General features: G+C 64.5%; 16 protein-coding genes and 7 pseudogenes. 12 read left to right on the top strand and 11 right to left on the bottom strand.

The window, feature by feature from the left end; genetic code table 11:
- Positions 1-68: 68 nt before the first annotated feature.
- Positions 69-1,448, bottom strand: coding sequence for a group II intron reverse transcriptase/maturase (ltrA, locus tag RHA1_RS35715; RefSeq protein ID WP_011598972.1), 1,380 nt, complete (start codon positions 1,446-1,448; stop codon positions 69-71).
- 575 nt (positions 1,449-2,023) lie between these two features.
- Here ltrA and RHA1_RS44825 point away from each other — a divergent pair.
- Positions 2,024-3,170, top strand: a pseudogene (locus RHA1_RS44825) (ISAzo13-like element transposase-related protein); the annotation flags it as partial.
- 319 nt (positions 3,171-3,489) lie between these two features.
- Here the strand turns inward: RHA1_RS44825 and RHA1_RS49710 are convergent.
- Positions 3,490-4,134 (bottom strand): annotated as a pseudogene (locus RHA1_RS49710) (transposase); the annotation flags it as partial.
- 195 nt (positions 4,135-4,329) lie between these two features.
- Between RHA1_RS49710 and RHA1_RS35740 the strand changes: the two are divergent.
- Positions 4,330-5,010 carry a TetR/AcrR family transcriptional regulator gene (locus tag RHA1_RS35740; RefSeq protein ID WP_005254516.1) on the top strand — a complete coding sequence of 227 codons (681 nt, stop codon included), beginning with the start codon at positions 4,330-4,332 and terminating at the stop codon, positions 5,008-5,010.
- A gap of 184 nt (positions 5,011-5,194) precedes the next feature.
- On the opposite strand, the pseudogene RHA1_RS35745 reads toward RHA1_RS35740, so the two are convergent.
- Positions 5,195-5,690, bottom strand: a pseudogene (locus RHA1_RS35745) (ATP-binding protein); the annotation flags it as partial.
- 952 nt (positions 5,691-6,642) lie between these two features.
- On the opposite strand from RHA1_RS35745, the gene RHA1_RS35755 reads away from it, so the two are divergent.
- The 6 genes from RHA1_RS35755 (at position 6,643) to RHA1_RS35780 (ending at position 10,733) form a co-directional block, all read left to right on the top strand.
- On the top strand, positions 6,643-7,374 hold the full coding sequence (locus RHA1_RS35755) for a Phenylacetic acid catabolic protein (RefSeq protein ID WP_011598979.1): 732 nt from the start codon (positions 6,643-6,645) through the stop codon (positions 7,372-7,374).
- Positions 7,374-7,646 carry a hypothetical protein gene (locus RHA1_RS35760; RefSeq protein WP_005254519.1) on the top strand — a complete coding sequence of 91 codons (273 nt, stop codon included), beginning with the start codon at positions 7,374-7,376 and terminating at the stop codon, positions 7,644-7,646. The genes RHA1_RS35755 and RHA1_RS35760 overlap by 1 nt, the downstream gene beginning before the upstream one ends.
- Positions 7,647-7,671: 25 nt before the next feature.
- Positions 7,672-7,977, top strand: coding sequence for a hypothetical protein (locus RHA1_RS35765; RefSeq protein ID WP_005254520.1), 306 nt, complete (start codon positions 7,672-7,674; stop codon positions 7,975-7,977).
- Between the two features lie 105 nt (positions 7,978-8,082).
- Positions 8,083-8,901: a phosphotransferase family protein gene (locus RHA1_RS35770; protein WP_011598980.1), complete on the top strand. Its 819-nt coding sequence runs from the start codon at positions 8,083-8,085 to the stop codon at positions 8,899-8,901.
- Positions 8,898-9,872 carry a PDR/VanB family oxidoreductase gene (locus RHA1_RS35775; RefSeq protein WP_011598981.1) on the top strand — a complete coding sequence of 325 codons (975 nt, stop codon included), beginning with the start codon at positions 8,898-8,900 and terminating at the stop codon, positions 9,870-9,872. Before RHA1_RS35770 ends, RHA1_RS35775 begins: the two co-directional genes overlap by 4 nt.
- Before the next feature lie 147 nt (positions 9,873-10,019).
- Entirely contained in the window at positions 10,020-10,733 is a 714-nt protein-coding gene (locus RHA1_RS35780; protein ID WP_237727037.1) for an enoyl-CoA hydratase/isomerase family protein, read from the top strand.
- 429 nt (positions 10,734-11,162) lie between these two features.
- Here the strand turns inward: RHA1_RS35780 and RHA1_RS52355 are convergent.
- Positions 11,163-11,466, bottom strand: a pseudogene (locus RHA1_RS52355) (IS1380 family transposase); the annotation flags it as partial.
- A gap of 202 nt (positions 11,467-11,668) precedes the next feature.
- Entirely contained in the window at positions 11,669-12,544 is an 876-nt protein-coding gene (locus RHA1_RS35785) for a cupin domain-containing protein (protein WP_237727038.1), read from the bottom strand.
- A gap of 669 nt (positions 12,545-13,213) precedes the next feature.
- Between RHA1_RS35785 and RHA1_RS46795 the strand changes: the two are divergent.
- A pseudogene (locus RHA1_RS46795) lies at positions 13,214-13,560 on the top strand (FAD-binding protein); the annotation flags it as partial.
- Positions 13,561-13,870: 310 nt separating this feature from the next.
- On the opposite strand, the gene RHA1_RS52360 reads toward RHA1_RS46795, so the two are convergent.
- Together RHA1_RS52360 and RHA1_RS35800 are read right to left on the bottom strand one after the other, a co-directional pair.
- Positions 13,871-14,758: a tetratricopeptide repeat protein gene (locus RHA1_RS52360; protein WP_011598986.1), complete on the bottom strand. Its 888-nt coding sequence runs from the start codon at positions 14,756-14,758 to the stop codon at positions 13,871-13,873.
- A gap of 71 nt (positions 14,759-14,829) precedes the next feature.
- On the bottom strand, positions 14,830-15,654 hold the full coding sequence (locus RHA1_RS35800; protein WP_011133506.1) for an alpha/beta fold hydrolase: 825 nt from the start codon (positions 15,652-15,654) through the stop codon (positions 14,830-14,832).
- Positions 15,655-15,859: 205 nt separating this feature from the next.
- Here RHA1_RS35800 and RHA1_RS46800 point away from each other — a divergent pair.
- Positions 15,860-16,178 (top strand): annotated as a pseudogene (locus tag RHA1_RS46800) (transposase); the annotation flags it as partial.
- A gap of 226 nt (positions 16,179-16,404) precedes the next feature.
- On the top strand, positions 16,405-17,388 hold the full coding sequence (locus RHA1_RS35810) for an NADPH:quinone reductase (protein WP_050787617.1): 984 nt from the start codon (positions 16,405-16,407) through the stop codon (positions 17,386-17,388).
- Positions 17,389-17,392: 4 nt separating this feature from the next.
- Here the strand turns inward: RHA1_RS35810 and RHA1_RS46805 are convergent.
- From RHA1_RS46805 to RHA1_RS35835, 4 genes and pseudogenes are all read right to left on the bottom strand, one after another.
- Positions 17,393-18,292, bottom strand: a pseudogene (locus RHA1_RS46805) (transposase); the annotation flags it as partial.
- 277 nt (positions 18,293-18,569) lie between these two features.
- Positions 18,570-19,367 carry a DUF427 domain-containing protein gene (locus RHA1_RS35825; RefSeq protein ID WP_011598990.1) on the bottom strand — a complete coding sequence of 266 codons (798 nt, stop codon included), beginning with the start codon at positions 19,365-19,367 and terminating at the stop codon, positions 18,570-18,572.
- Between the two features lie 354 nt (positions 19,368-19,721).
- Positions 19,722-19,889 carry a hypothetical protein gene (locus RHA1_RS50770; protein ID WP_157792686.1) on the bottom strand — a complete coding sequence of 56 codons (168 nt, stop codon included), beginning with the start codon at positions 19,887-19,889 and terminating at the stop codon, positions 19,722-19,724.
- A 410-nt stretch (positions 19,890-20,299) separates the two neighbouring features.
- Positions 20,300-20,929 carry an enoyl-CoA hydratase/isomerase family protein gene (locus tag RHA1_RS35835; protein ID WP_011598991.1) on the bottom strand — a complete coding sequence of 210 codons (630 nt, stop codon included), beginning with the start codon at positions 20,927-20,929 and terminating at the stop codon, positions 20,300-20,302.
- Between the two features lie 213 nt (positions 20,930-21,142).
- Here RHA1_RS35835 and RHA1_RS35840 point away from each other — a divergent pair, with 213 nt between their 5' ends.
- Positions 21,143-22,681 carry an AMP-binding protein gene (locus tag RHA1_RS35840; protein WP_011598992.1) on the top strand — a complete coding sequence of 513 codons (1,539 nt, stop codon included), beginning with the start codon at positions 21,143-21,145 and terminating at the stop codon, positions 22,679-22,681.
- The last annotated feature ends 3 nt before the right edge of the window (positions 22,682-22,684 follow it).

Consider the following 22,684-nt stretch of genomic DNA (forward strand, 5'->3'; position numbering starts at 1 on the left):
CAGTACGTGCGTTCCGTTTCCAGCCCCCGCCACCTCGATTCCGTGCATGCGGTTCTCCCGCACACGGCTCACCGACGTCGTTCACCACCGGCATTCGGCTTCCCCCGCCAGTCCCGGAAGGGCCTGGGGGCGACGACGTTCCCAGAAAGGCTGACCAGGCCCAGATGGTCCGGGGAGGCATACGCCACCACGTGCCATCCGAAGCTGCGGGAGCGCTTGTGACGTTTGCCGATGAACAGCGCCATCCGCATCCGCACGTACTCCCTGATCACCCCGAAGCGGTGTGCTGAGTTGCCGTACTTGAAGTACGCCGCCCAGCCGTTCAGGAACAAGTTGAGGTCCTGAACCACCACCTCGGTCGGCAGCAGCAATCGGGAGCGGTCCGTCAATTCCCGGATCCGTTCCCGTGCGTGCCGCACCGCCTTGTCCGCGGGCCAGCGGGCGAGGAAGGGGAACGGCCGCCGCCCGGGGCGAGCGGGCGCGTTCACCAACCGATGATGGAAACCGAGGAAGTCCACTCCCTCGCCTCCCACCCGAAGGTGCACAATCCTGGTCTTGGCCTCCTTCGGCTCCAAGCCGAGATCGGCCAGCAGTTCCCGAAGCCGCGTCAACGCGGCCTCGGCCTGCCGCCGGGACCTGCACATCACCAGCGCGTCGTCGGCATAACGCACCAGGACCCCGTGCTCGTCCACGTCCCATGCCCGGTCGAGCCGGTGCAGGTAGACGTTGCAGAGCAAGGCGGATGCAACCCCGCCCTGTGGGGTTCCGGTGACCGGCCGACGGACCTGCCCCTCCTCCATCACTCCCGCGCGCAACATCACGCGCAGCAGCTTCAGGAACGGCTGGTCGCAGACACGTTCCTCGACCGCCTGCATCAACTTCTCGATCGGAATCGCCTCGAAACAGTTGGCGATGTCCGTCTCCACCACCCACCGACACCCCCGCCAGGACTCATCGATGAGCACCTGCAGCGCGTCATGGGCACCACGCCGGGGACGGAACCCGAACGAGCACGGAAGGAAATCCGCCTCGAACACCGGCTCCGCCACCAGTTTCCACGCGGCCTGGACGATCCGGTCGCGCACCGAAGGAATCGACAGCGGCCTTTGCTCCACCGTGCCGGGCTTGGGGATGAACACCCGACGCGCCGGGAGCGGACGATAGCTGCCTTCCTTCAGTTCCACGGCCAGTTCGTCGAGGAGGCGGGCAACCCCGTACTCCTCGACCTCCTCCAGGGTGATTCGGTCGATACCCGGCGCGCCGTTGTTGCGGCGCACCGCGACCCACCCACGCCACAGGACGTCCCTGCGCGAGACCTTGTCCATCAGCGCGTGGAACCGTCGTCCGGGATCGACCTTGGCCGCCCGGTAGAGCGCATGCTGCAAGGCACGGACCGGATCCGAGGGAGAACGTCCCCCGTCGGCGGGACTAGCCACCTGGGCACTCACCGGGCCCCTCCTCCACATCTCTACGCATCGACGAAGTAGCGGCCCTTCCCTCACCGGCGGTTATGTTGTCCGCTCGGCTCCAGCAGTACTACGGCCGCCTCTGACGCCCACCCGGCCGGCACCCACTTCCCGAGGTCATCGGTTATAGGGCACCCAGCTTCCAGCGGCACCTGCGCGCAGGCCGCCGGGCCGGGGAGGGCCTCTCCAGTTCCCGCCGTCACTATCCGAACGTTCCGCGCCCCTTACGCCGGGGAGTTCATCACGACTGCGATTCCAGGCTCTTCGCCGCTTCCATGGCCTTCGCCCTGACACTCCGGGCTCGGCTCTCCCTTGTCCCACCTCACGATGGGGATTTTCACGACGCGGCAGGCTTCGCTTGATGCTACGGACCACTCGGTTGCTCCCCCTTGAAGGGCTTTTGACGCTGGGCTTCGACACCGGGCGTTTCCCCCCGATGCCGCCAGCCTGCTACCGGGCCTCCTGGCAGTTACCCGGACCGGACTTGCACCGGCAAGCGACGACGAGCTTACGACTGACGATCAATCACCTACATGACCAACCTCCGTCTTCTGGACGCACAGTGGAACAAAATCGAACACCGGTTGTTCTCCCAGATCACCGTGAACTGGCGGGGACGGCCGCTGACCAGCCACGAGGTCGTGGTCAAGACCATCGCCTCCACCCGCACCCGCACCGGGCTGCGCGTGGACGCCGAGCTGGACACCGGCGACTACCCGATCGGGATCTCGATTGGTCGAGACGAGTTGCGCGCGTTACCCATCCACCCGCACGCCCAGTGCGGAACATGGAACTACACCATCGAACCCACCCACGCCGACGCCGCTCCGGTTCCCGGCCGCGACCGGGAACGCGAGCGTGCCACGGCCGTCGCAATGCTCGCCGACCCGCGCCTGACCCGAATGACCAGCGCCGAACTGAACGAACTCACCGCACGGCTGGCACCAGCCCAGGCCGCGCGCGCCGAGCAACGCCGCTGGCACCAACGCGGCGGCCGGCGCCGCAATGCCCCGGGTGCCGGCGGGCGACGGCTGCTGTCGGACGCCGCGGCCCTGCTGATCACCATCGTGTACCTGCGGCAGCTCTGCTCCCAGCGGGTGCTCTCGGAACTGCTCGGGGTGAATCCGAACTCCATCGGCGAAATCATCGCCGAAACGCGGATGCTGCTCGTCGAACACGGCCACCACATCACCCCGACCACCGGACTGCGCTTCACCACCGCCGCCAGCCTGTCGGACTTTCTCCCGTGACGGACCGGCACCCGACACCGCGCCGAATCGGCCGCTCCTCGAAACATTGTCGCACCCGGCTCTGACCGGCATGAGCCGCCGGCAACTGGGCGAACTCGTCGAACGCCTCGCCGTCCGGCAAGCCGCCCTGGTCGAACGACGCCGCTACACCAGCCGCGGCGGCGAACGCATCCCCGGAGGCCGCGGCGGCATCTTCCTCCAGAAGATCACCGATGCCGAACGCGTCCTGGCCACCGTCCTGCACCTGCGCCAACTCTGCACCCGCGCCGTCCTTGCCGAACTGTTCCAGGTCAGTCCGCGCACCATCGGCAATGCCCTGCTCGACGTGCGGCCACTGCTCGAACAGGACGGCTACACCCCGGTGCCGGCAACCACCCGCTACCGCACCGCCGCCGCCCTCCTCGCCGCCATATCACCACAGGAGGACGACACAACCGAATCGACTGTCCCATGACACGCAGGACGGCCCGTTGTCATTCAATGCGGCCCGTTTGGTGACTTTGCCACTATGGTTTGGCCCAAGACCTCATCGACGCCGCGACATATCCCGAAGCGATCAGCAACGCTGCCAACGCCCGGCGCCGCCCCGATGAAACCGCCACCGGGCCGGATTAACTGGCGCGATCCCCTTCCGGCAGAGTCGCAGGTCAACTTTGATGACAACCAACAGCTTGATCGTCTGCCATCGAATCAGGCCCACCCAGGTCAGCGGCGCGGCACCAGGCCGATCTATCTGTCACCGGACATCGACACATTAATTCCTTACAGTCACCATGGAACCAGCAGCGCTGCTCCCGGGTGTCGGGGAACACCTCCCGCAGCCCCGCCAGAATCCCAGTGCTCCGTCCCCGACCGCCAGCACCGGCGCCCGCATCCCACGGCGGTGGCAGTCCCGCAGCAGATCCGCCCACGCGATCGACTCGCGGTAGCCGTCGGTCAACGCCACGAGCTCCTTACGGCCGCCGGCCGCACCCCGAGCATCACCAGCACGGCACAGTTTCTCCTGCTCGAGGCGCACTTTCAGGTGGATACCCATCCAGCCACAGATGCACTGAGATCCTCGTTCCCGAGCGCGGTGGCCTCGTCCTGCCACTGTGCGGTCAGCGGGGCGATCGAGGCGGCCGACAATCCGGCCCCGGTGCCGATGAACTGCTCCAATGCCCCGAAGTCGCTGGTGGAGAGTCCGTGCAGATACAGCGGCGGCAGCGCCTCGCTGACCTGCGTGGACTTTACGTGCCCAGGCCGGCCGGCAGGATCGCCGAGGAGAACCGCTTCAGCTCGTCCGTGTCCGGCTCGAGGCGCCTGTCGTTTGACCCGCGGGCCCTTGACCCCCTTACCGCCCCGGCGGAGGTCAACACCTCGCGCGCCTGGTGGTAGCCGTTGCGCACGATCAGCCGCCGGCCGTTCTCGTCGACCTCACCGCAGTGCGTGCCGGGTGATGTAGTCGGCGTCTTCGTAGGAGTCGTCATTGTTCCGCCAGCGCGCCAACGCCGGTCTTGATCAGAATTCGGACCCCTTGCAGATCATTCTCCGGGAAGATCATTGCTCCACCCGCTCGGCGGGTGACGTAGATTCAGTGTCGCAGGTCTAATGCCAAGCTGACAGGAGCGACAGTGCCCGGAGAAGGACGAAAGCCGAAAAGGCCCCGGGGCAGGCCGCGGTTTACCGAACCGTCGCCGGAGTACGTTCGCCGCCATGACGAGATCATCGAGACAGCGGCCCAGGTCTTCCACGTCAGCGGCTACGAGGCGGGGTCGCTCGACGACGTTGCTGCGGCGCTCGACCTCCGCAAGCCCAGCCTGTACTACTACGTCGACTCCAAGGCGGAGCTGCTCTACCTGATTTTCGACCGCGCGATCTCCTTGGCGCTCGAGCGCCTCGACGAGCTGGCCACCATCGACGACCCAGCGGAGCGCCTGGCGGCCTTCATCGCGCATCAGGTGCGCATCGTCGCTGAGGAGCGGAGCCTCTTCTCGGTCTTCTTCGAGAATCGACCGCGTCTCGACGACGACTACGAGGTGCAGATCAAGACCAAGGAGCGCCGGTATTTCCGCCATTTCGTCGCGGCCGTCGAGCACGCCAGCGGCGCAGGTGTGATTCCGAAAATCGATGCGCGCTTCGGGGCGCAAGCGATCTTGGGCATGTCGAGTTGGGTCTACAAGTGGTTCGATTCGGACCACGATGATGCGACCCAGGTGGCCGGCGACTTCGTCGAGCTGATCCTCAGGACCCGTGTACAGGTCGACACGGTCTCGTTCGCTAAAGTCCTTTATCCCGAGGCTCGCCAGAGCTGATTAACTTGCGCCCCGACGCGAGAGCCACCTCGACGGTGATCGCCGAGGCTCCGGCCGCGTCGAGGTAGGCCACGAAGCGGGGAAGGAGCCGGGCGGCGTCATCGATCCGGTGTCCCAACAACCGACGCAGGCGCAGGTACTGTTCGGCCTGCTCGGCGAAGGCGCTCCCGGGCCAGGGCCCGCAGAGGGTCAGCAGCAGCGGCCGGGTGGTATTCGCGCATGCGCTGGCCGATGGTCCGGTCGGCGTGGCCGCCCGCGAGATCGGCGAGCATGCGGGCGCATTTGACGAACCGCACGTCCCCGCCGCGCCGGGTGACATGATGCCCAAGCGCCTGTGCCACATGGGTTTTGCCGAATCCGGCCCGTAGAGAATGACCGATTCGCCGGCGTCGAGCCAGCGGAGGGCGCCCAGGTCCCGCAGCATCGCCGCGGGAAGCTTCGGGTTCGCAGTTAAGTCGAAGTCCTCGAAGGTGGCCTGTTGTTCGAACTTCGCCCGCCGCAGCCGCTGGGCGAGGGCCGCGGTTTCGCGGCGGGCGATCTCGCCTCACAGAGCACCTGCAGGAAATCGAGGTGCCCGCGCTTGCCCGTCGCGGGTCTGGGCCAGCCGGGCGTCGAGGGTGTTGAGCATTCCGGTGAGGGTTCAACGTCCTCAGGGCAGCCAGCAGGCTGGAATCGTGAATAGTCCTTACGACTCCTTGGTGTGGTGGAAGTAGTTGGCGTGCAGAGGGGGTATCGCTGCACGCAGCGACGTCTCTGGCGGTGCGTTCGGTGTCGAAGGCGTCGGGCCGCGCAGGAACGCCGTCGCGCCGGCGGGCGATCCGTCGTGTTCGGAAGGAGAACGTGGATGATGACCGATCTGATGGAGTTGTTCCGGCATTGGCATGCTGGCCGGTCTCATGTGTCAGATCTCGACGGCCATGAGGATCGACCGAAAGACGATCCTGAAGAGCCTGGCTCCGGCGTTGGAGGCGGGTTGACGCTGGGCGAGGGTGGGAAGTTCGACGAGATGGTCTGGCGGGAGTTGATCGCCAGATGGTTAGTCAGGCCCCTTCCGGGCCCTTGTCGGTGGCCCAGCAGGAGCGAACCTGCAGCAGCCCGAACCCCGAGCCGACGCGCCCCACAGGTGGGAATTACGTGACGGACAACCCCTCAACCTGGGGAATTTCGTGAACGCTGACAACCAGACCGTACGACGAGATCAGGACATTTCCCACCTACACCGACAATGCAGACCGACGGCGGCTTGACTCTTACGTTGATCGGAAGTCCATCAGTGGTCCAGCGACGCCACCAGATTCGGCGACACCACCTCCGAATCATTCGGAGACAGGGGCAAGAAGTCATACCGCACTGGGCCCGAGGCCGACGCCTCGGGAGCACCTGAACTAAACGGTAACGGGACAAGGCCGTGCCGGTCCGGCCGCGGTCGTAGACCTGGGCCGAGGCGCTACACAGCTTCGCAACCGACGAGCTTTTCGCGGGTGCACGCGGTCGGAAACTGCGCCGACACGCCCTGTTCAAGGGCGTGGTGCGCACCATCCAAATTATTTTGTTCGACTAGTCGGTTGACACCTTAACAGCTGGGGTGTCACGCTGGGCACCACGCTGGACCACGGATGTGAGGAGACCGCTATGACTGCTTCGACAGTGGAGTTGCCGGGCCGAAAGATCTACGCCGAGGGCGACCCGGAGATCCCGCAGGAGTTCCGTGAGCTGCTGACGCGCATGCTCACGCACCACTTGGAGAACTCCACCAACCCGAACTACACCGAACTGCTGAATACGCTGTGGGCCAAGGGAATGACCCTCATTCCCGATCAGCGACTCAAGGTGACCTACGCCAAGCTGATGCAGCAGGAGGTCGAGCATGGGGCCATCACGGCACGCATCCTGGACGGCCTCGGGGTGGGTCCGGTCGACGGGAAGATCAAGCAGTATCTGTTCCACCTGCCGATCGACACCTTCTGTGACCTGGCCTTCTTCAACGCCCTCGGCGACAGGGTCGGCTGCTACATCGGCGAAACCTGGGACGGCGTGCCCTACGCCCCGTTACTTGAGGTCGCCGATCGCCTCCATAAGGACGAGGTGTTCCATGCGACCTTCGGCATGAACAACCTTCGCCGAATCGTCGCGACGCCGGAGGGCCTCGCCGAAGCCAACGAGAAGGTGAAAATCTGGTGGCCGGCAGCGCTCGACATGTTCGGCCGCTCGGACTCGGACTTCTCCGACGTTTACGTCAAGTGGGGGCTGCGTCAGAAGAATAATGAGGAACTCCGGCAGCAATACATTGTCGATACCCGTCCGATGCTGGAGAAGCTCGGCATCGCGGTACCGGCCGACACTGCGAATCGCCGCTTCCTCTGATGAACAAGAGCACGTTGGGAGGGTGGACGGTCGATATTCACCGGCCGCACCCCAAGATGACGGTGTATGACGTGAGCCTGTCCGGTTACCACGAGTTCTTCTCCGTGGCAGTGGGCGCGAAGTCGCTGGTGATCACCTCTCTCGAACCTGGTGAGGACGCCTACCCCGAACCGCAGGTATTCGTCTTCTCCAAGCCGTACGGATGGCGCGACGACCTCGAGGGCGACGAGGCACTGATGCAGGTGTGGCAAGCCGTCGGTGTGCAGCGCTGACGGTTCAACAGAGCAGGGAGCAGTTATGACGACCTACACAGTGCGCGGCGGCCGCAACGGTAGTCGAGTGCACGTCACCTGGACCGACGGGACGCTCTCCGGTGATCCGCCGACCGTCGACCTTATGCAAGTCGAGGCCGAATTGGCGCTGCTACACCCACAAGATCGCCTCTCATGGGCCCAGATGGTGGACCCCGAGCAGCTCCTCCCGGCCGACCCGCTCTCGGAACCCACCGCGACCTGGCGGCTGATCCAGAGTGTGTTCGACACGGTCCAGTCCGGAGAAGGTGATCTTCCAACGGAGGCTGTGGACGTGTTGGCGGGTAGATGACACTAAAAGTGACACGACGGTGGTCGTCATGAGCTCTTCGGTCGACTCGTTCACAATCCCGGTCCTGCGAGCACGAGAACTCCCGAAGGCGGGGTAGCTGACACAATGACGATCACCGCGGCTTCGCAGGCATTGGACCTGTGGGCGCTCGAGAGGTGGCTGCGGGCGCGCGGCCTGCCAGTCACCGGTCCACTTGCTGCGCAGGTCGTCATCACCGGTGGCCGGTCAAACCTGACGTTCTTCCTGACCGATCAGGCCGGACGCAGGTGGGTCGTGCGCCGTCCGCCTCTCGGCGCGGTCCTCTCGACTGCACACGACGTCGGCAGGGAGTTCCGGGTTATGTCGGCCCTGGCCGGAACTGCTGTCCCGGTCCCCTCGATGGTGGGGTTGGGCACGGATGCCCATGACGTCGCCTTCTACGTGATGAACGAGGTGCCCGGACTGGTCCTGCGCGACGGCGTTGCAACGACGACCGCGCTCCTGGGCAAGGCGTGCGCGCAGGCCGGCGAGGGGCTGGTCGACGCGCTGGTCGACGACCAGGGTGCGCTGCAGGCGGTCCTCGACTGGGAGTTATGCACCCGCGGCGACCCGATGGTGGACCTTGGTGTGTTCCTCTACTACTGGACCGAGGCCCACGACCCCGTGACGCCGTTTCTGGACCCGCCCACCATCCTGCCCGGTTTCCACAGTCGTCAGGACCTGCTCGCACACTACGTACGGGTCAGTGGACGGCAAGTCCAACGATTGGATTACTACCTCGCGTACGCGGCATGGCGCAGCGCCGTGGCCTTCGAAGGCGTAGCAGGGCGGTCGGCGGCCGGCGCCTACGGACCCCCCGATGCCGCGGAGGAGCACCGACTGGCCGTGGTCACCCGAGGACTGATCGCCCACGCCCGCGACCTTCTCGAGAAAGACGGGTCATGAACGGCGACAACGTTATTTGTCCGCTACGGGTCGATCGTGTGGTACCCGAGTCCGACGGGGTCGTTTCCCTGCGGCTGGTGCACCCGGACGGACAGCGCCTACCGGACTGGACGCCCGGCGCGCACCTCGATGTCCTGCTGCCGTCCGGACTGCTACGCCAGTACTCATTGTGCGGTGACCCTCAGGACGACACCGGCTACCGGATCGCTGTGCTCCGGGAGGCGCGCGGCCGGGGCGGCTCGCGGGAGATCCACGACAGCGCGCTCCTCGGGTGCACGCTGGGCATCCGGGGGCCGCGCAACCACTTCGCACTGTCCACCGCTCCGCGCTACCTGTTCCTCGCCGGCGGCATCGGCATTACGCCCATTCTCGCGATGGCCCGCGAGGTCAGCCGACGCGGCGTCCCGTGGCGACTCGTCTACGGCGGGCGCACACGCTCCACGATGGCGTTCGTCGACGAACTCCAGAACCTACCGAGCGGTCAGGTCGAGCTGGTCCCCCAGGACGAGCGCGGCCACATTCCGCTCGACGATATCCTCGCCGCGACGCCGCCGGACACACACATCTACTGCTGCGGACCCGAACCGATGATCCGAGCAGTGGAGGCCGCATGCGCACGCTGCTCCGCTCTCGACCGGCTCCACGTCGAACGGTTCACCGCGCCCTCGCTGGCCGAGCAGCCACCGGTCGAACCGGTGGGCGACGGTACCTTCGAGGTCGAGCTACACCGCTCCGGCGTGGTTCTCCGCGTACCCGCGAACCGGACCCTGCTTGAGGTGGTGCGGGATGTGGTGCCAGGCGTGATGTCCTCCTGCGAGGAAGGTTTCTGCGGCGCGTGCGAGACCAAAGTCCTCGAAGGGGTGCCCGAGCACCACGACTCGATCCTCAGTGACGCCGAGCGGGCGTCCTGCAACACGATGATGATCTGCGTAGGCCGGGCCCGGTCAGGGTTGCTCGTCTTGGACCTCTGATCCGTGACGCGCGCGTCCATCCCCAGAGTGAAGACTGCCGGGACGACACATGAGCTGCCATCGGTCGTCGAGTGCACGATTACTGCGCGATCGAAAGGTGTGAGAACACATGACGAATACCCACGGCGGCGCGTTCGGTTCTGCGCGGTGAGTACGCGGCTCGTGCTCGTCGAGCGCAATGGTGCGCTCGCCCGAGTGGTACTCAACCGGCCGGACCGCCGCAATGCTCTCGACGACGCGCTCATCGACGCCCTCGACGATGCCCTCCGACAGGTCGCAGCGGCGAGCTGGTGCCGGGCCGTGCTGGTGACCGGCGCTGGCACTGCGTTCCGCGCGGGCGGCGACATCGCCGCCAACTCCGGTGCCGACGTCCCCGGTGCGATCGTCCGGCAGCGCCGATTCCTACAGGTCGCCGCGCGACTGCACGAGATGCCCAAACCGACGGTCGCTGCCGTCAACGGTGCCGCGGTCGGTGCCGGTTTCTCACTGGCTCTGCTCTGCGACGAGGTGATCCTTCTCGGCTCGGCCAAGCTCGGGATGGGCTTCCTGACGATCGGGTTGCCGCCGGACCTGCTGGCCACCTTGACGGTGCAGCGTCGGGCCGGCTGGACCGTCGCGACGGACCTGTTCCATTCGGGCAGGATGGTCCCGGCGGATGAAGCGGTCCGGCTGCACCTGGCCCATGAGGTCGTCGAGGATGACGTCGTGGGTGCCGCAACGCGGCGCGCCGAGGTACTCGCTGCCTTCCCTCCGTTCGCGTTCGCTGCTACCAAGTCGCGGCTGCGCCAGTCTTTCCCGGCGACTGCGGCCATTGCCGAGCTGGAAGCCTTGGCCGTCGGGGTAGCGGGTAGGGACCCCTGAGTTCGGGGCCGCGACTGTGGCCTTTCGGCCGCGCACCGAGGCCTCGACTGACGACCGCGCCTGACCGGCCAGCCCGGTCTCGACGTGTCCTCGTCGGTAACCTGGCGTGTACTCATGCGGGTGACCTCGGGGTAATCGGTCCCGCCTGGCCAAAGCCGATCGTCCGTGCATCGACACGGGCCGGTTACAGTCGAGGTTTGCGGAGGTGCCTACCCCGAGCCTCCGCAGCGGCGACCGATCGAACCCGTCGACAGCCTGTCATCACGCAAGACGAGTCCTATATTCCGTCCTGCCCCTGAGGGTCCAAGCATGGCGTCGCATTCGGGACGCCGGAGTCACAAAGAAAGTTGAGGGGAACGGACCGTCCACCGCAGCGCCTCCGCCTGCGCCTGGCCACGTAGCTGTGTCGAATCGAATCCGGCCAGCTCACCCGTACACCGGGCGCAGCAGCGAGTCGATGTCGAGGAACGCCCGGTCCTCGATGCCGGGCAGCAGCGGGGTGCGAGGCCGATCAGGTGTCGTCGCAGCACCGCCCCGAGCTGCAGGGTGTGCCCGTAGGTGAACTCGCGCAGGAAGATCCTTAGGCGTCGAGGGGCGTACACCTACTCGAAGAGAATCGGGGTGCCGCCTGCGCGGATGGTCCACATCGTCGATGCTGTCGGCTCCGGTGAGCATCCCGCCGATGATCGAGGGTGAGTTTCCCCACCGGGTTCACCGCTCCCGATGCCACCCGCGTGGAGGCGGGGTCGACATGGGTGTGGATCACACCCTGCCGCCGGCACGAGATTGCGTTCGTCGGACACCGCGGCCCAGCCGTGAGCGTGTGCGATGACTGCACTGAAAGCGCTTTTCCTCATGTGGACAATCGCGATCTCGGCAATCTCGATTCGCTCACTGCAAGAGGATCTTTCGTCATTCACCCGCCGTCACGCTCGCTACAACCCCCACGGATCCACGCTAAGCCGTGGGTCGACAAGATCGCGGCGACAGTGTTCGAGACGCCGTCTGCGGATCCACTCCGTTGCGGTGGTCCCTTCGCCCTCGAACATCTTCTGCAGATTGCGGGGCGAGATGTTGTGGGCGCGGGCGATGAGGTGCGAACTGAGCTCCGGGTCGTAAAGCCGGGCATCGATGAAGGCTTTGATCTGCAAAAGCAAAGCAGCCCGGTTCGTCTCGGGCGGCACATTCGATTCGCAGCCGAGTTGCTCGGACAGTGCCGCCGCGAGCAGGTTGAGCACCCCGTTGGACAACTGTTGGTTTGCCGACAGCTCTTCAACGCCCCGCGGCTGTTCGGCTATGCCGACGAGGAGCTTCGAGACCAGGCCGCCGATCCCGCGCCTACCGGATACTCTCCGGGCCGTCATGTCGTTGAGGGCGTCCGGCGGCAGATGGATCAACTCGTGGGGGAACATCACCACCAACTGCGCGAAGTCCCCCTCGAAGGAGACTTGGTACGGCCGTCTGGTGTCGTAGATGCTGAAATCCCCCGGAATCAGGGCTGCCTCCCGATCGTCCTGGGTCAAGACACAGTAGCCGCGGATCTGCATCCCCAACTTCACGTAGCCCGGGTCCGAGCGCCGGATCGCATCCGGCATCCGGCACACCTCCACAGCCCCTCCGCTGACCTCGGAAACCTGCAGCGAACCGACCACTCCGGTCAGAAGTTCACCCGTGAACGTGCCGGCGGTGTAGGACTTCGCGTCCAGTGGCACGAACGCGTTGGAGACCGTCTCACGCCAGGCATCGAACTGTTCGCCGGCGGGCAGATCGTTGCAAGAAAAGAGAGAACTCACAGGCTGGTCCTTATTCAACAGAAGCCGTGCGGCGGGAAGGGCACCGCGCTCGGCTCGACGTCGATCTCCATCAGGTAGGAGGCTCAGGCGCCTCTACACCGTCCGGCCGGGCGAACAGCGCCAGTATCGCGACGTGCATCCTATGTTCGCGGGACTCGCCGATCGAGTCCGTCGGTGACATCGGAGCAGCAAGGTTCAGCCTCCCATTGGCAGCGCCTCTGGGATGGAGCTGCGTCCCAGAGGTGCTGGCCCCCGCCTGCAACGATAGGTGCATCACACGGTGGCGACGGTCCGCACGGCGCAGGGATTGTCCAGATAGCGCAGAAACTTTCGGAGCACAGGGTTTTTCGTCAACTACGTCGTGGTCAAGGTTGTCGACGGCGGCTGCCCGTACCGCCCTCGGTAGTCGACGGCAAATCGGCCGAGGTGCCGAAAACCCCAGCGATAGGCCACATCGGCACCGCGTCGTGGCGCGGATCAGCCAGAATCAGGTCCTCGTGGGAGCGCTCGAGCCGGATGTCTCGGAGAGAGGTCATCGGCGAGAGACCGACGTACCGCGCATCGTCCTGCAGGGTGTGCACGGTGACACCGACAAGCTCCGCCAGCCCGCTGACGGTCCACGGCTCCTCGGGGTGGGCGTGCTTCGCATCGATGGCCAGCTTGATGGTGCGCGGGCGGGCCGCCGGTGCCGGCCTGCCGTACGAGTCGGTGCTCAGAGATCGATGTCCTGACCGGCGACGGCCAGATCATCACCGCCACCCCAGACGGCGAACACTCGGACCTGTTCTGGGGCTCCCCAACTCCTATGGCACCCTCGGCTATTCGACGCGGCTGCGCATACAGCTCGAACCGGTGAAACGCTATGCCGCGCTGCGTCACCTACGGTTCGGTACCCCCGAGCAACTGCAGGCGGCGATGGACCGCGTCGTCACCGAACGCAGCCATGACGGCGTGGCCGGCGACTACCTCGACGGCGTCGTGTTCACCGCGCGGAAAGTCATCTGACACTCGGCACACAGACAGACGAGCGCGGTGAGGCCGATACGGACGCCCTGGATGCGTAGGTGACCGGTGGTCCTGGAGTGTTCAGGCTGTACGGCGTCGCAGCGGAGGAATCGACCGGTTGCATGCTGGGTCGAAGTGGCCGGACGCCCCCATCAGTAGGTTTCGTCTCGCCCGTCGCGGTGCGCACCCTGCGGCAGGGTTTGGGTACGCGGCTGTCGGCGACCAACTTCGTGCTCGGCTGGTAAGCCCTTGGGCTTGTATGAATTCTCAAAAGTCCTGCTTGTGCTCCAACTCGATGGCCGGGGGGGCGGCTGAAGCACGGATCGGTATCGATGTCAGTCATCTTGTCGGCGAATCGTTGCGCGGGAGATCGAGGTTGGGTCGGGGATCGGCGGCCCCGGAGTCGGCTTTCGCGAGGATCAACCGGATCGTCGATTCCGTCTCCCACCCCGCGGTGATGATCACGACGCCGTCCTCACGATCCGCCGCAGGGCGCTGTGCACCGAGGTAGCGTTCCCCGATCAGTCCGGCGCGGACGCGTTCGTTCTCGATTCGTGCGGCCAACCGTCCAAGAGACAAGGTGGTCGCGATCTCAGCGCCCTCACGCAGTAGCTGTTCGGCCGACTCGACATCACCCCGTAAGGCTTTGATCGGCGCCCCGGTGCCGTACGTGGCTAACATGAAATCGACGACTCCACCCTCGGACCCGAGTTTATGACTCTCGTCCAGGAGGCGTTCCGCCTCGACGAGATGGCCCTGTTCGTAGAGCAGATCGCCCAGGATGGCCCCGGCCAGCCGCTGTGCATGGGACGAATTGCCGGCGATCGTGCGGGCGAGCTGCTGAGCCTTGCGGAAGTAATCTTCTGCGGCGGTGACGTCGAGTTGCTCCATCGCGGCGATGCCGGCGAAGCAGTACCCATACATCACACTGAACGGGCCGGTGGTGCGCTGGTAATAGGGCAGCGCCCACTCCTGCCACCGGCCCGCCGACGCGAAGTCGAACGCGTAGATCGCTTGATACGACGCGACGTTGGCTGCCGCGGACACCACGAAGGGCCGAAGCGACTCGGGCCGCGACAGGCATTCGGAAATTCGCATCTCCAGCTGGCTGACATCGTCCGCGAACAGCTCGCTCACTCCTTGGACGAGGGACATCTCGACGAGCAGGTCCTCGATTTCGGGGTCGGTGGTCAGCCGTCGTTCGAGCGACGCCCGGGTTCCATCCACGGACTAGCCCACGCACTCCCCGGGGGCCGGGAATGAACGGGAACACGCAACCCAAGGCATGCGATATTGGGCTAGTTGGCGAGGAAGTCGTTGAGTAGCTGGTTGAACTTCTCGGCCCATTCGATCTGTGTCCAGTGTCCAGAGCGGCCGAAGACGTGTAGCTGGGCCTTGGGGATGACTTCCATGAGTCGAATGGAGCTCGACAGTGGTACGACGCGGTCCTCGCGGCCGTGAATGACGAGCGTTTCATGAGGCAGGCGTGCCAGGTCCTCCTCGGGAGTGACCAGTGCATCCACGCCGTTCTGCCGCGGTTCGGGAAACATCGTGGAGAATGCCTCCTGAATGCCCGGTTCAATGCTCGCGCGGTACCGCACTTCGGCCAGCTCGTCGGTCACGAGCTCGCGCGAGTACGCGAAGATGTCGAGCAGTCGACGCATATTCTCAATCGATGGCTGGTAACCCCATGCCGCATCGAGGCCATCGGTGAGCGGGAAGGAAACACCCGCACTGCCCATGAGCGCCAGCCGCCCGACACGCTCCGGGTGCTGCGTGGCGACCCGCAGCGCGATTGCCCCGCCGAAGCTGTTGCCAACCAGGGACGCCCGCTCAATGCCGTGCGCGTCAAGGAAACCCACCACCTGGTCTGCCCAGGTCTTGAGGTCATACACCACGCCAGGGGGCCGTTCGGTCCCACCGAACCCGACCATATCGGGGGCAAGCACGCGGAACCGTTCCGCGAGTGCCGGGATCGTGAGCCGCCAGTTCGCATAGGCAGTGACCCCCGGACCCGACCCGTGGATCAGTACGACAGGAGGACCGCTACCAGCCTCGAGGTAGTTCGTCCTGATACCGTTCGCGACGATTGAATTATCCTCTGGGGGCACTTCCGTGCTCATAACTTTCCCTCCGACGTAATTCCCGAGCTTGCAGTGGCGCTGTTTTGACCAGTGTGGGCTTGGTCCCAATCCCGGACATCCGTAAAAACTACGGGAATACCGACGCATCAAAGTCAGTCCACCGAGTACTCCAAGGGTGAGTCCCATGGGGGTGGTGTAAATCGGGTTCCGCGAATCGGGTTCCGCGAATCGGTGACAGTGTCAATCCGAGATGGTCGCGGCCGCTGTACGCGTCATTTTCAGCCAGCCGACGGGGGCCGCTGGTGCGTGATCATGTCGCTACCGTCGCAGTGATGTTGGAATCTCAATTCCCCACGGTGGCAGCGATGTTAAATGAATGCAAAGGAGGAGACCACGGCGTTCGCGGACCTCCCGGAGGCGTACTGGCGCAAGATATGGTCGACCAAATCATCGAGCGCCTGAATAAAGAGGTCAAACGTCGAACCGACGTCGTCGGTATCTTCCCCGACCCTGCAGCGCTGCTGCGTCTGGCGAGGTGTGTATTGATCGAGGCGCACGACGAGTGACAGGTATCCCAACGCCGCTACCTGTCCGAGGAATCCACTGCCGGGCTCCGCCCGCCTGCGCCGACAGTCATCGGGGCTGACGCACCCGTCCAGGCGATGGTGCTGGACGAAACAACCACACTTACGGCATACTCCCCAACATCACAGTGCCCGGCGCACAACGATTTACACCACTTCACGGGGCTCTATCCCTACCCGATCGAACGGCAGTTAAGAAATGCAGATGCGCGCAGCGACGTACCACAAGTCCGGAGAGGCTTCCGATGTTCTCTCCATCATCCAATGCGAGAAGCCTGAACCGGGTCCCGGGCAGGTTCTCGTTCGAGTCTCCTTTTCCGCAGTGAATCCCTCTGATGTAAAGACCCGCAGCGGCAAGACTCCGCGCCCGATAGACGACTTCCAAATTCCTCATATGGACGGGTGCGGTCGGATAGTTGCAGTGGGGCCAGGAGTCCATGAAGGCCGTATCGGCCAACGTGTATGGCTTTGGCTTGCGGCGCTGGGCAGCAGATGGGGTACGGCCGCCGAATATACCCTCGTTCCCGCGAATCAAGCCGTGGCGTTGCCCGACTCAGCTTCCGACGAACTGGGTGCGTGTCTGGGAATTCCGGCCATGACCGCCCACGAGTGCCTACTGCATGCAGGACCGGTGACGCACAAGAAAGTCTTGATTGCAGGTGGCGCCGGCGCTGTAGGCCACTTCGCGATCGAACTCGCGCGATGGGCGGGTGCCACTGTCATCGCTACAGTGAGCACGCCCGACAAAGCTAAACTCGCACAACAGGCAGGCGCAGACTTCGTCGTAAATTACCGCGACGACGACGTTGCCGACCAGATCACAGCCTTCACCAACGGCGTGGACATCTTTGTAGAAGTCGCCATCGTGGACAACTGGAACATCGACCTAGCTGTCGCGGCACCTGGTGCAAGCATCGCCACCTATGCCACCGACGGTCGCGAACTCTCGATCCCTATCCGCGAGTGCATGGCTGCAGGTCTCGGGCTCCGCTTCTTCCTTCTTTATACACATAGTCGTTCAGCCCTCTCCCTCGCCGCGCAGAGCATCACCGACGCACTTGCCGAGCAAGCACTAACCCCACTGCCTCATCTCACGTTCCCGCTAGATGACATCGCATTAGCTCACGAAGCGGTCGAGAACGGTGAGTCGAGAAAAGTTCTACTTGACCTTCGTGACTCCGATACATGACGGTCGCATTGGTCGAGCGCAGCGTACGGGCGAGAGTGGGCGGCACACCCAATCGCAGCACCGTGAGTGTCCCGTCGCGTCCCTCGCGCAGGCTCGCGGCCGCCGCGAGATGGGTACGGTCGAGTTCCTTCGCCAGGGCGCGCAGCGCGGCCTCGGCCTCGAGCGCCGAATCGGCATGGTTGGTGTCCGCCATATTCCGCCCGACACTGCTCCGAAGTCGTCGCGGCAGATGATTTTTCACGTCTCGTATCTTGTGTAGCTGACAATGTTGGATCACCGGGTGATCGAGGACGTCAACGACCGCCTTACGCAGGTCGGTGACCAGCGTCGCGTTCTCCGTCGAGCTCTCCACCAGCGCAACGGGTGCTTGTTCCCGTCGATATCGATGCCCAGGGCGACGATGCAGCACGACTCGGCGTAGTGGACCCCGTCGATCATCAACGCTACCAGATCCAGCCCGGACAGGTCCGCGGCGAGCAGCTCAGTCAGGGCGGCTTCGGTCAACTTCACGAACCTGCGTGAGACGGCGGACTTGCTTGTCGCCGAGAATGTCTCGGCGGCTCGCCGTCCGACCGGTTCGAGACCGGCTGTGTAGCGGCGGGTCGAGAGCCCGGCGAGCATCTCCTCCATCGCCATCTTCCCCAGGATCTCGGTGGAGGTGAGCAGCTCGTACGACGGGGTGGGCCGTTCCCCGGCGCTGTCGGCGGCCCGCACCCGCGGCCGGGTCACGGGCATCCGACGCCCGCTGAGGGTCACCGAGCCGCGTTCGCGGCCATGGCGCACCCGCGGTGCGCTGCCGGTCGCGACGGCCTCTCGGCCCGGCCGGGGCGGTCACCTCGGCGTCCATCATCGCCTGCAGGCCGCCGACGGCGGCCCTCGTGCATGTTTCGGCGATCTTGGCCATCGCCACGCTCACCCGCTCCGAGATCGCGGGCACGGTCTGGTTCTGGCTATTCTTCTTCACGGCGGTCCCCCTGCTGTCGGAATTCTTGGAGGAACGCCCGACACTTACCACATGGCAGGTCTCGAGCTGAGGACCGCCACCTCAACTTCTACGACGCCCGGGGCAACCTCCGGGATCACGCCGGGCCAGGACTACATCACGAAACCCGCACCACCCGACCGAAACCAGAGCAAACGACCATGAACCGGCCGCAGCGACACCGGTCAAGGTACGAAGTTCACAGAGGCGTCGGACAGCCCTCCACCGGGGCGCCGTCGACGACGATCCTGGCGCTGTCGGGGTAGAACGACACGTGGTCGCCGATGCCCGAAGCCTCCGCGGTCGTGAACGGGTAGTACCAGGCGGCGTCCTCGACGGGGTCGCTGTCGTCCGATCCGGTGAACGACAGGTACGAGGCCGTGCCCTTGTACGGGCAGGAGGTCTTGGCGTCGGAGCCGGTGAAGAACTCGGAGCGGACGTCGATGCGAGGGATGTAGTAGCGAACTGGTAGTGAGGTCTCGAACAGCAAGCGTGGACGGGTGGTGTCGGCGACGAGGGTGTCGCCGATGAAGACCTCCACGTGCCGGGAGGACGGCAGGACGTCGACGCGGACGTAAGGGTCGCGCGGGTGCACGAACACCTGCTGATCCTCCTCGTACCAGGCGTCCATCTTGTGCCAGTAGAAAGCGACATACCAGCTGAGATCGAGGGAGTCCTTCAGCGGTTCGTCGTAACCCCACACCGACCGCTCGGCCCGCCGATCGTCGACGACGAGATCCCAGTACCTGGCCTTGCCTTTCCACGGGCACCACGTGGTGGCGTCGAGGGGCTCGAGGAAGTCGGTGCGCACGTCGTCGCGGGGGATGTAGTAGACCGGCAGGTGCCCCTTCTCAAACAGGTACACCGCGCGGGTGGTGTCCGCGATCACGTGACCTGCGAAGAACACCCGGATTCGTTTGTGGGTGCGTTCGATCGAGATGCGGCCGTTCTCGCCGGACTGCTGGACCTCGGCAGCGTGCGTCAGAGCTATGGACATCGACTTCTCCAAAGTTCGTGGGTCGGTCGGGCGCTCCGCGCCCTACCGGGTGATCGTGTTGATCAACTCGAAGACGGCGGGCGGAGGGATCTCGTGAGGTAGCTTCGATCGGATCACCTCGTCGAAGGCTTGTCGTGGACGTCCCGGGATTCCCAGATCTCGGAGACAGTCAAGCCGTCCCCCCAGGAAATGCGTAGTCGGCGATGGGAACAAACTCTCTCACGCCCGATCGCTCCGACGACAATCAGCACTCCGGTCATGACGAATGCGCAGTTCATCACCGCGTGGTGGGCCCTAAATAGTCTGGTGTACAGCATATTTCACGAATCGGAGCACCGGGAAACAGGCCTGGCGCTATCTGTCCGATAACGTGCTCTGCGGTCCGGCCTGCGCCAACCGACCAGTGGGCGTCTCGTCCAGGTCTGCGGTACCGGCGATGTCGTTGTCGACGAGCGAGATGTACCTGCCGTCGGCCGCGACGCCAGCCAGAGTGAGGAGGGTTGTGAAGATTCGGTCGAGCATGACGTGGACCTCTCAGTACGTTCCGGCGGTAGGCCGGATTGATTGCAAACTGCACGGACAGAACGTGATAGCGCGCGGATATGCGGGATCGTCGGTCGCCAGGTGTCGCTGACACCCGGTTCTTGTCCGTCAGCTACGGGCCACCGACCCGACAACATCAGGGGCCAAAACGTGATGGTTGGCGGCGAGTGGCAGGATCGTGTGCTGCCAGTTCGCCCAAGCTGACACCCCCGGTCCAGGGTCCGTGCAACAGCAACACGGGATCGCCGGATCCGGCTTCGTGATAGTGCGTCGTGATGCCGTCTACGTCGATCGTGTGGCTGGAACTCCCTATCGTCGTGACAGTCATGCGCGGTGTCTTCCGTAGAAGATTGCAGTCATTGGGGAAGTAAGGGGTCAGGAGTCGACGGTCATGCCCTGTGGGCAAGGCGTTCGGCGGTACCTCGCAGCGACGCCAGCGGGACCACTTCGTGAACCAGGCCCGCATGGTGCGCTTGTAATGCCGTCACAGGGTTGTGCACGGTCGGGTTTGTGGCGCAGATCGTGCGAAGTCCTGCCGGCAATCCACCCTCCCTGTTGCTCACATCATCTGCAGGGGTGAAACGAGGCGGCTCGAAGAAGGAGGCGTTGCTGGACGCGACGACGACATCGGCATCACACAAGAATCGGAATGATTCTCGACAGGCGATCCCGTTCACGGTCACGATCAGGTGTTTGTCGACGCCGCATTCCTTCGGGCTGATGGCAAAAGCTTCCCATCCCAGGGCGTTGCCGCCGCAGGAAAGTGGCTGGGGCGGGTCTCCTGCGTCGAACCCCATGCAGAATGCTTCGACACCAGCCGCGGACACGATGATCGAGTGGATGCTCGCGTCGTCCCGAACCAGCGACCACAGCTGCTGTAGCCGCTTGGCCATGGTCGCATTGATGGCATTGAGCGCAGTGGTCCGATTCAACGTCACGCGCAACACTCCGTCGTGCTGATCGCACAGCACGCGGCTATAGGTGTCCTCTTCTGCCGCAACGAGGTTTGGCAGCACCATCACAACCTCCGGTTCCTGTCGATCCGCTGTTCGACACGGCTTCGTGTGCGTGCTCAACAGTGCTGCGACAGATCGTGTTCCACCATTCAACGATCCACGGCCGCCCACGAACATCCGGGAAAACTACGGAAGTTAACTCGGCTGCCGCTCGATACCGTGTGGTGTGGCCACGCGGTGTGGCAGTGACGTTGACGTTGTCGTGGAGGTGGACCGATGCACATCCCATTTACGGTTACAGACTTTCTGGAGCGGGGAGCGGCCGGTTTCCCTGACAGCGTGGCCGTGATCGACGAGCCGGAACAACCGGGCGAGTCGGTCGGGCAGGTGACTTTTCGGGAACTCGCCCACCGCGTGTGTGCCTGGCAAGCAGGATTCGACCGTCTGGGCATCAGGGTCGGCGAACGGGTCGCCGTCGTCAGCCACAATTCGGCCCGACTGCTCGAGCTCTTGTACGCGGTGCCGGCGAGCGGCCGGATTTGTGTTCCGATCAATTTCCGTCTGTCTCCGGCGGAGGTCGATTACATCGTCGGAGATTGCGGCGCGTCAGTGCTTCTTGTCGATCCCGAGCTGGAAGAGGCGTTGTCGGGTATCAAGGTTCGGCACCGGTTCGTACTCGGGAAGCACACAGACGCGGATCTGATGCGCTTCGATACGGAGCCGGCCCCCTGGGCGTCGCCCACGGAGGAGTCGACGGCAACAATCAACTACACCTCCGGCACCACCGCGCGCCCGAAGGGTGTCGAGATGACTCATCGTAATCTTTGGGTCAATGCCGTCACACTCGCGATGCACACCCGTGCGTGGGAACGCGATGTGTACATGCACACGTTGCCGATGTTCCACTGCAACGGTTGGGGGATGCCGTTCGGGATGGCAGGACTGGGCGCGAAGCAGATCGTGTTGCGCAAGGTCGACGGCACCGAAATCCTCCGGCGGGTGGAGGAACACGGTGTGACGTTGATGTGCGGGGCTCCGGCGGTGTGGAACGCGGTGCTCGATGCTGCCCGGTCCTGGCAGGGAGAGATTCCTGGTCGCGATCGGGTGCGGGTGGTGTGCGCCGGCGCTCCTCCGCCCAGCCGTACCATCGCGCGCCTGAGCAGCGAGTTGGGGTGGGAACTGCAGCAGATCTACGGGCTCACGGAAACATCGCCGCTGCTGACTTTCAACCGGTCGCTGCCTGCGGATGACGGTCTTGATCTTGAGGAACGAGCGCACAGACTGACCCGCGCCGGACTTCCCGCCCTCGGTGCACGGCTTCATATCTCCAACTCGGGTGAAGTTCTGGCGCGTTCGAACGTCGTGATGAACGGATACTGGAACAACCCCGAGGCGACCGACGAGGCGCTGCGTGATGGTTGGTTCCACACGGGAGACGGCGGGATGATCGACGGCGAGGGCCAACTGACGATTTCCGACCGAAAGAAGGATGTGATCGTCACCGGTGGCGAGAATGTGTCGTCGATTGAGGTGGAGGAATGCATCTTCAGCCATCCCGGTGTGACCCAGGTCGCGGTGATCGGCGTACCGGACGAGAAATGGGGCGAGACCGTCAAGGCGCTGGTGGTCACCACGGGTCCCTCCACAGTCTCCGAGGCCGAGATCATCGCACACTGCAAGCAGCACCTGGCGGGCTACAAGGCGCCGACTTCGGTGGAGTTTCGTGACTCGATTCCACATACCGCGACGGGCAAGATCCAGAAGTTCAAGCTCCGAGCGCCGTATTGGGAAGGGTCGACGCGCGGCGTGAATTGACAC

Origin of the sequence: Rhodococcus jostii RHA1, from assembly GCF_000014565.1 — a bacterium.
In the GTDB taxonomy this organism is placed as follows: domain Bacteria; phylum Actinomycetota; class Actinomycetes; order Mycobacteriales; family Mycobacteriaceae; genus Rhodococcus_F; species Rhodococcus_F jostii_A.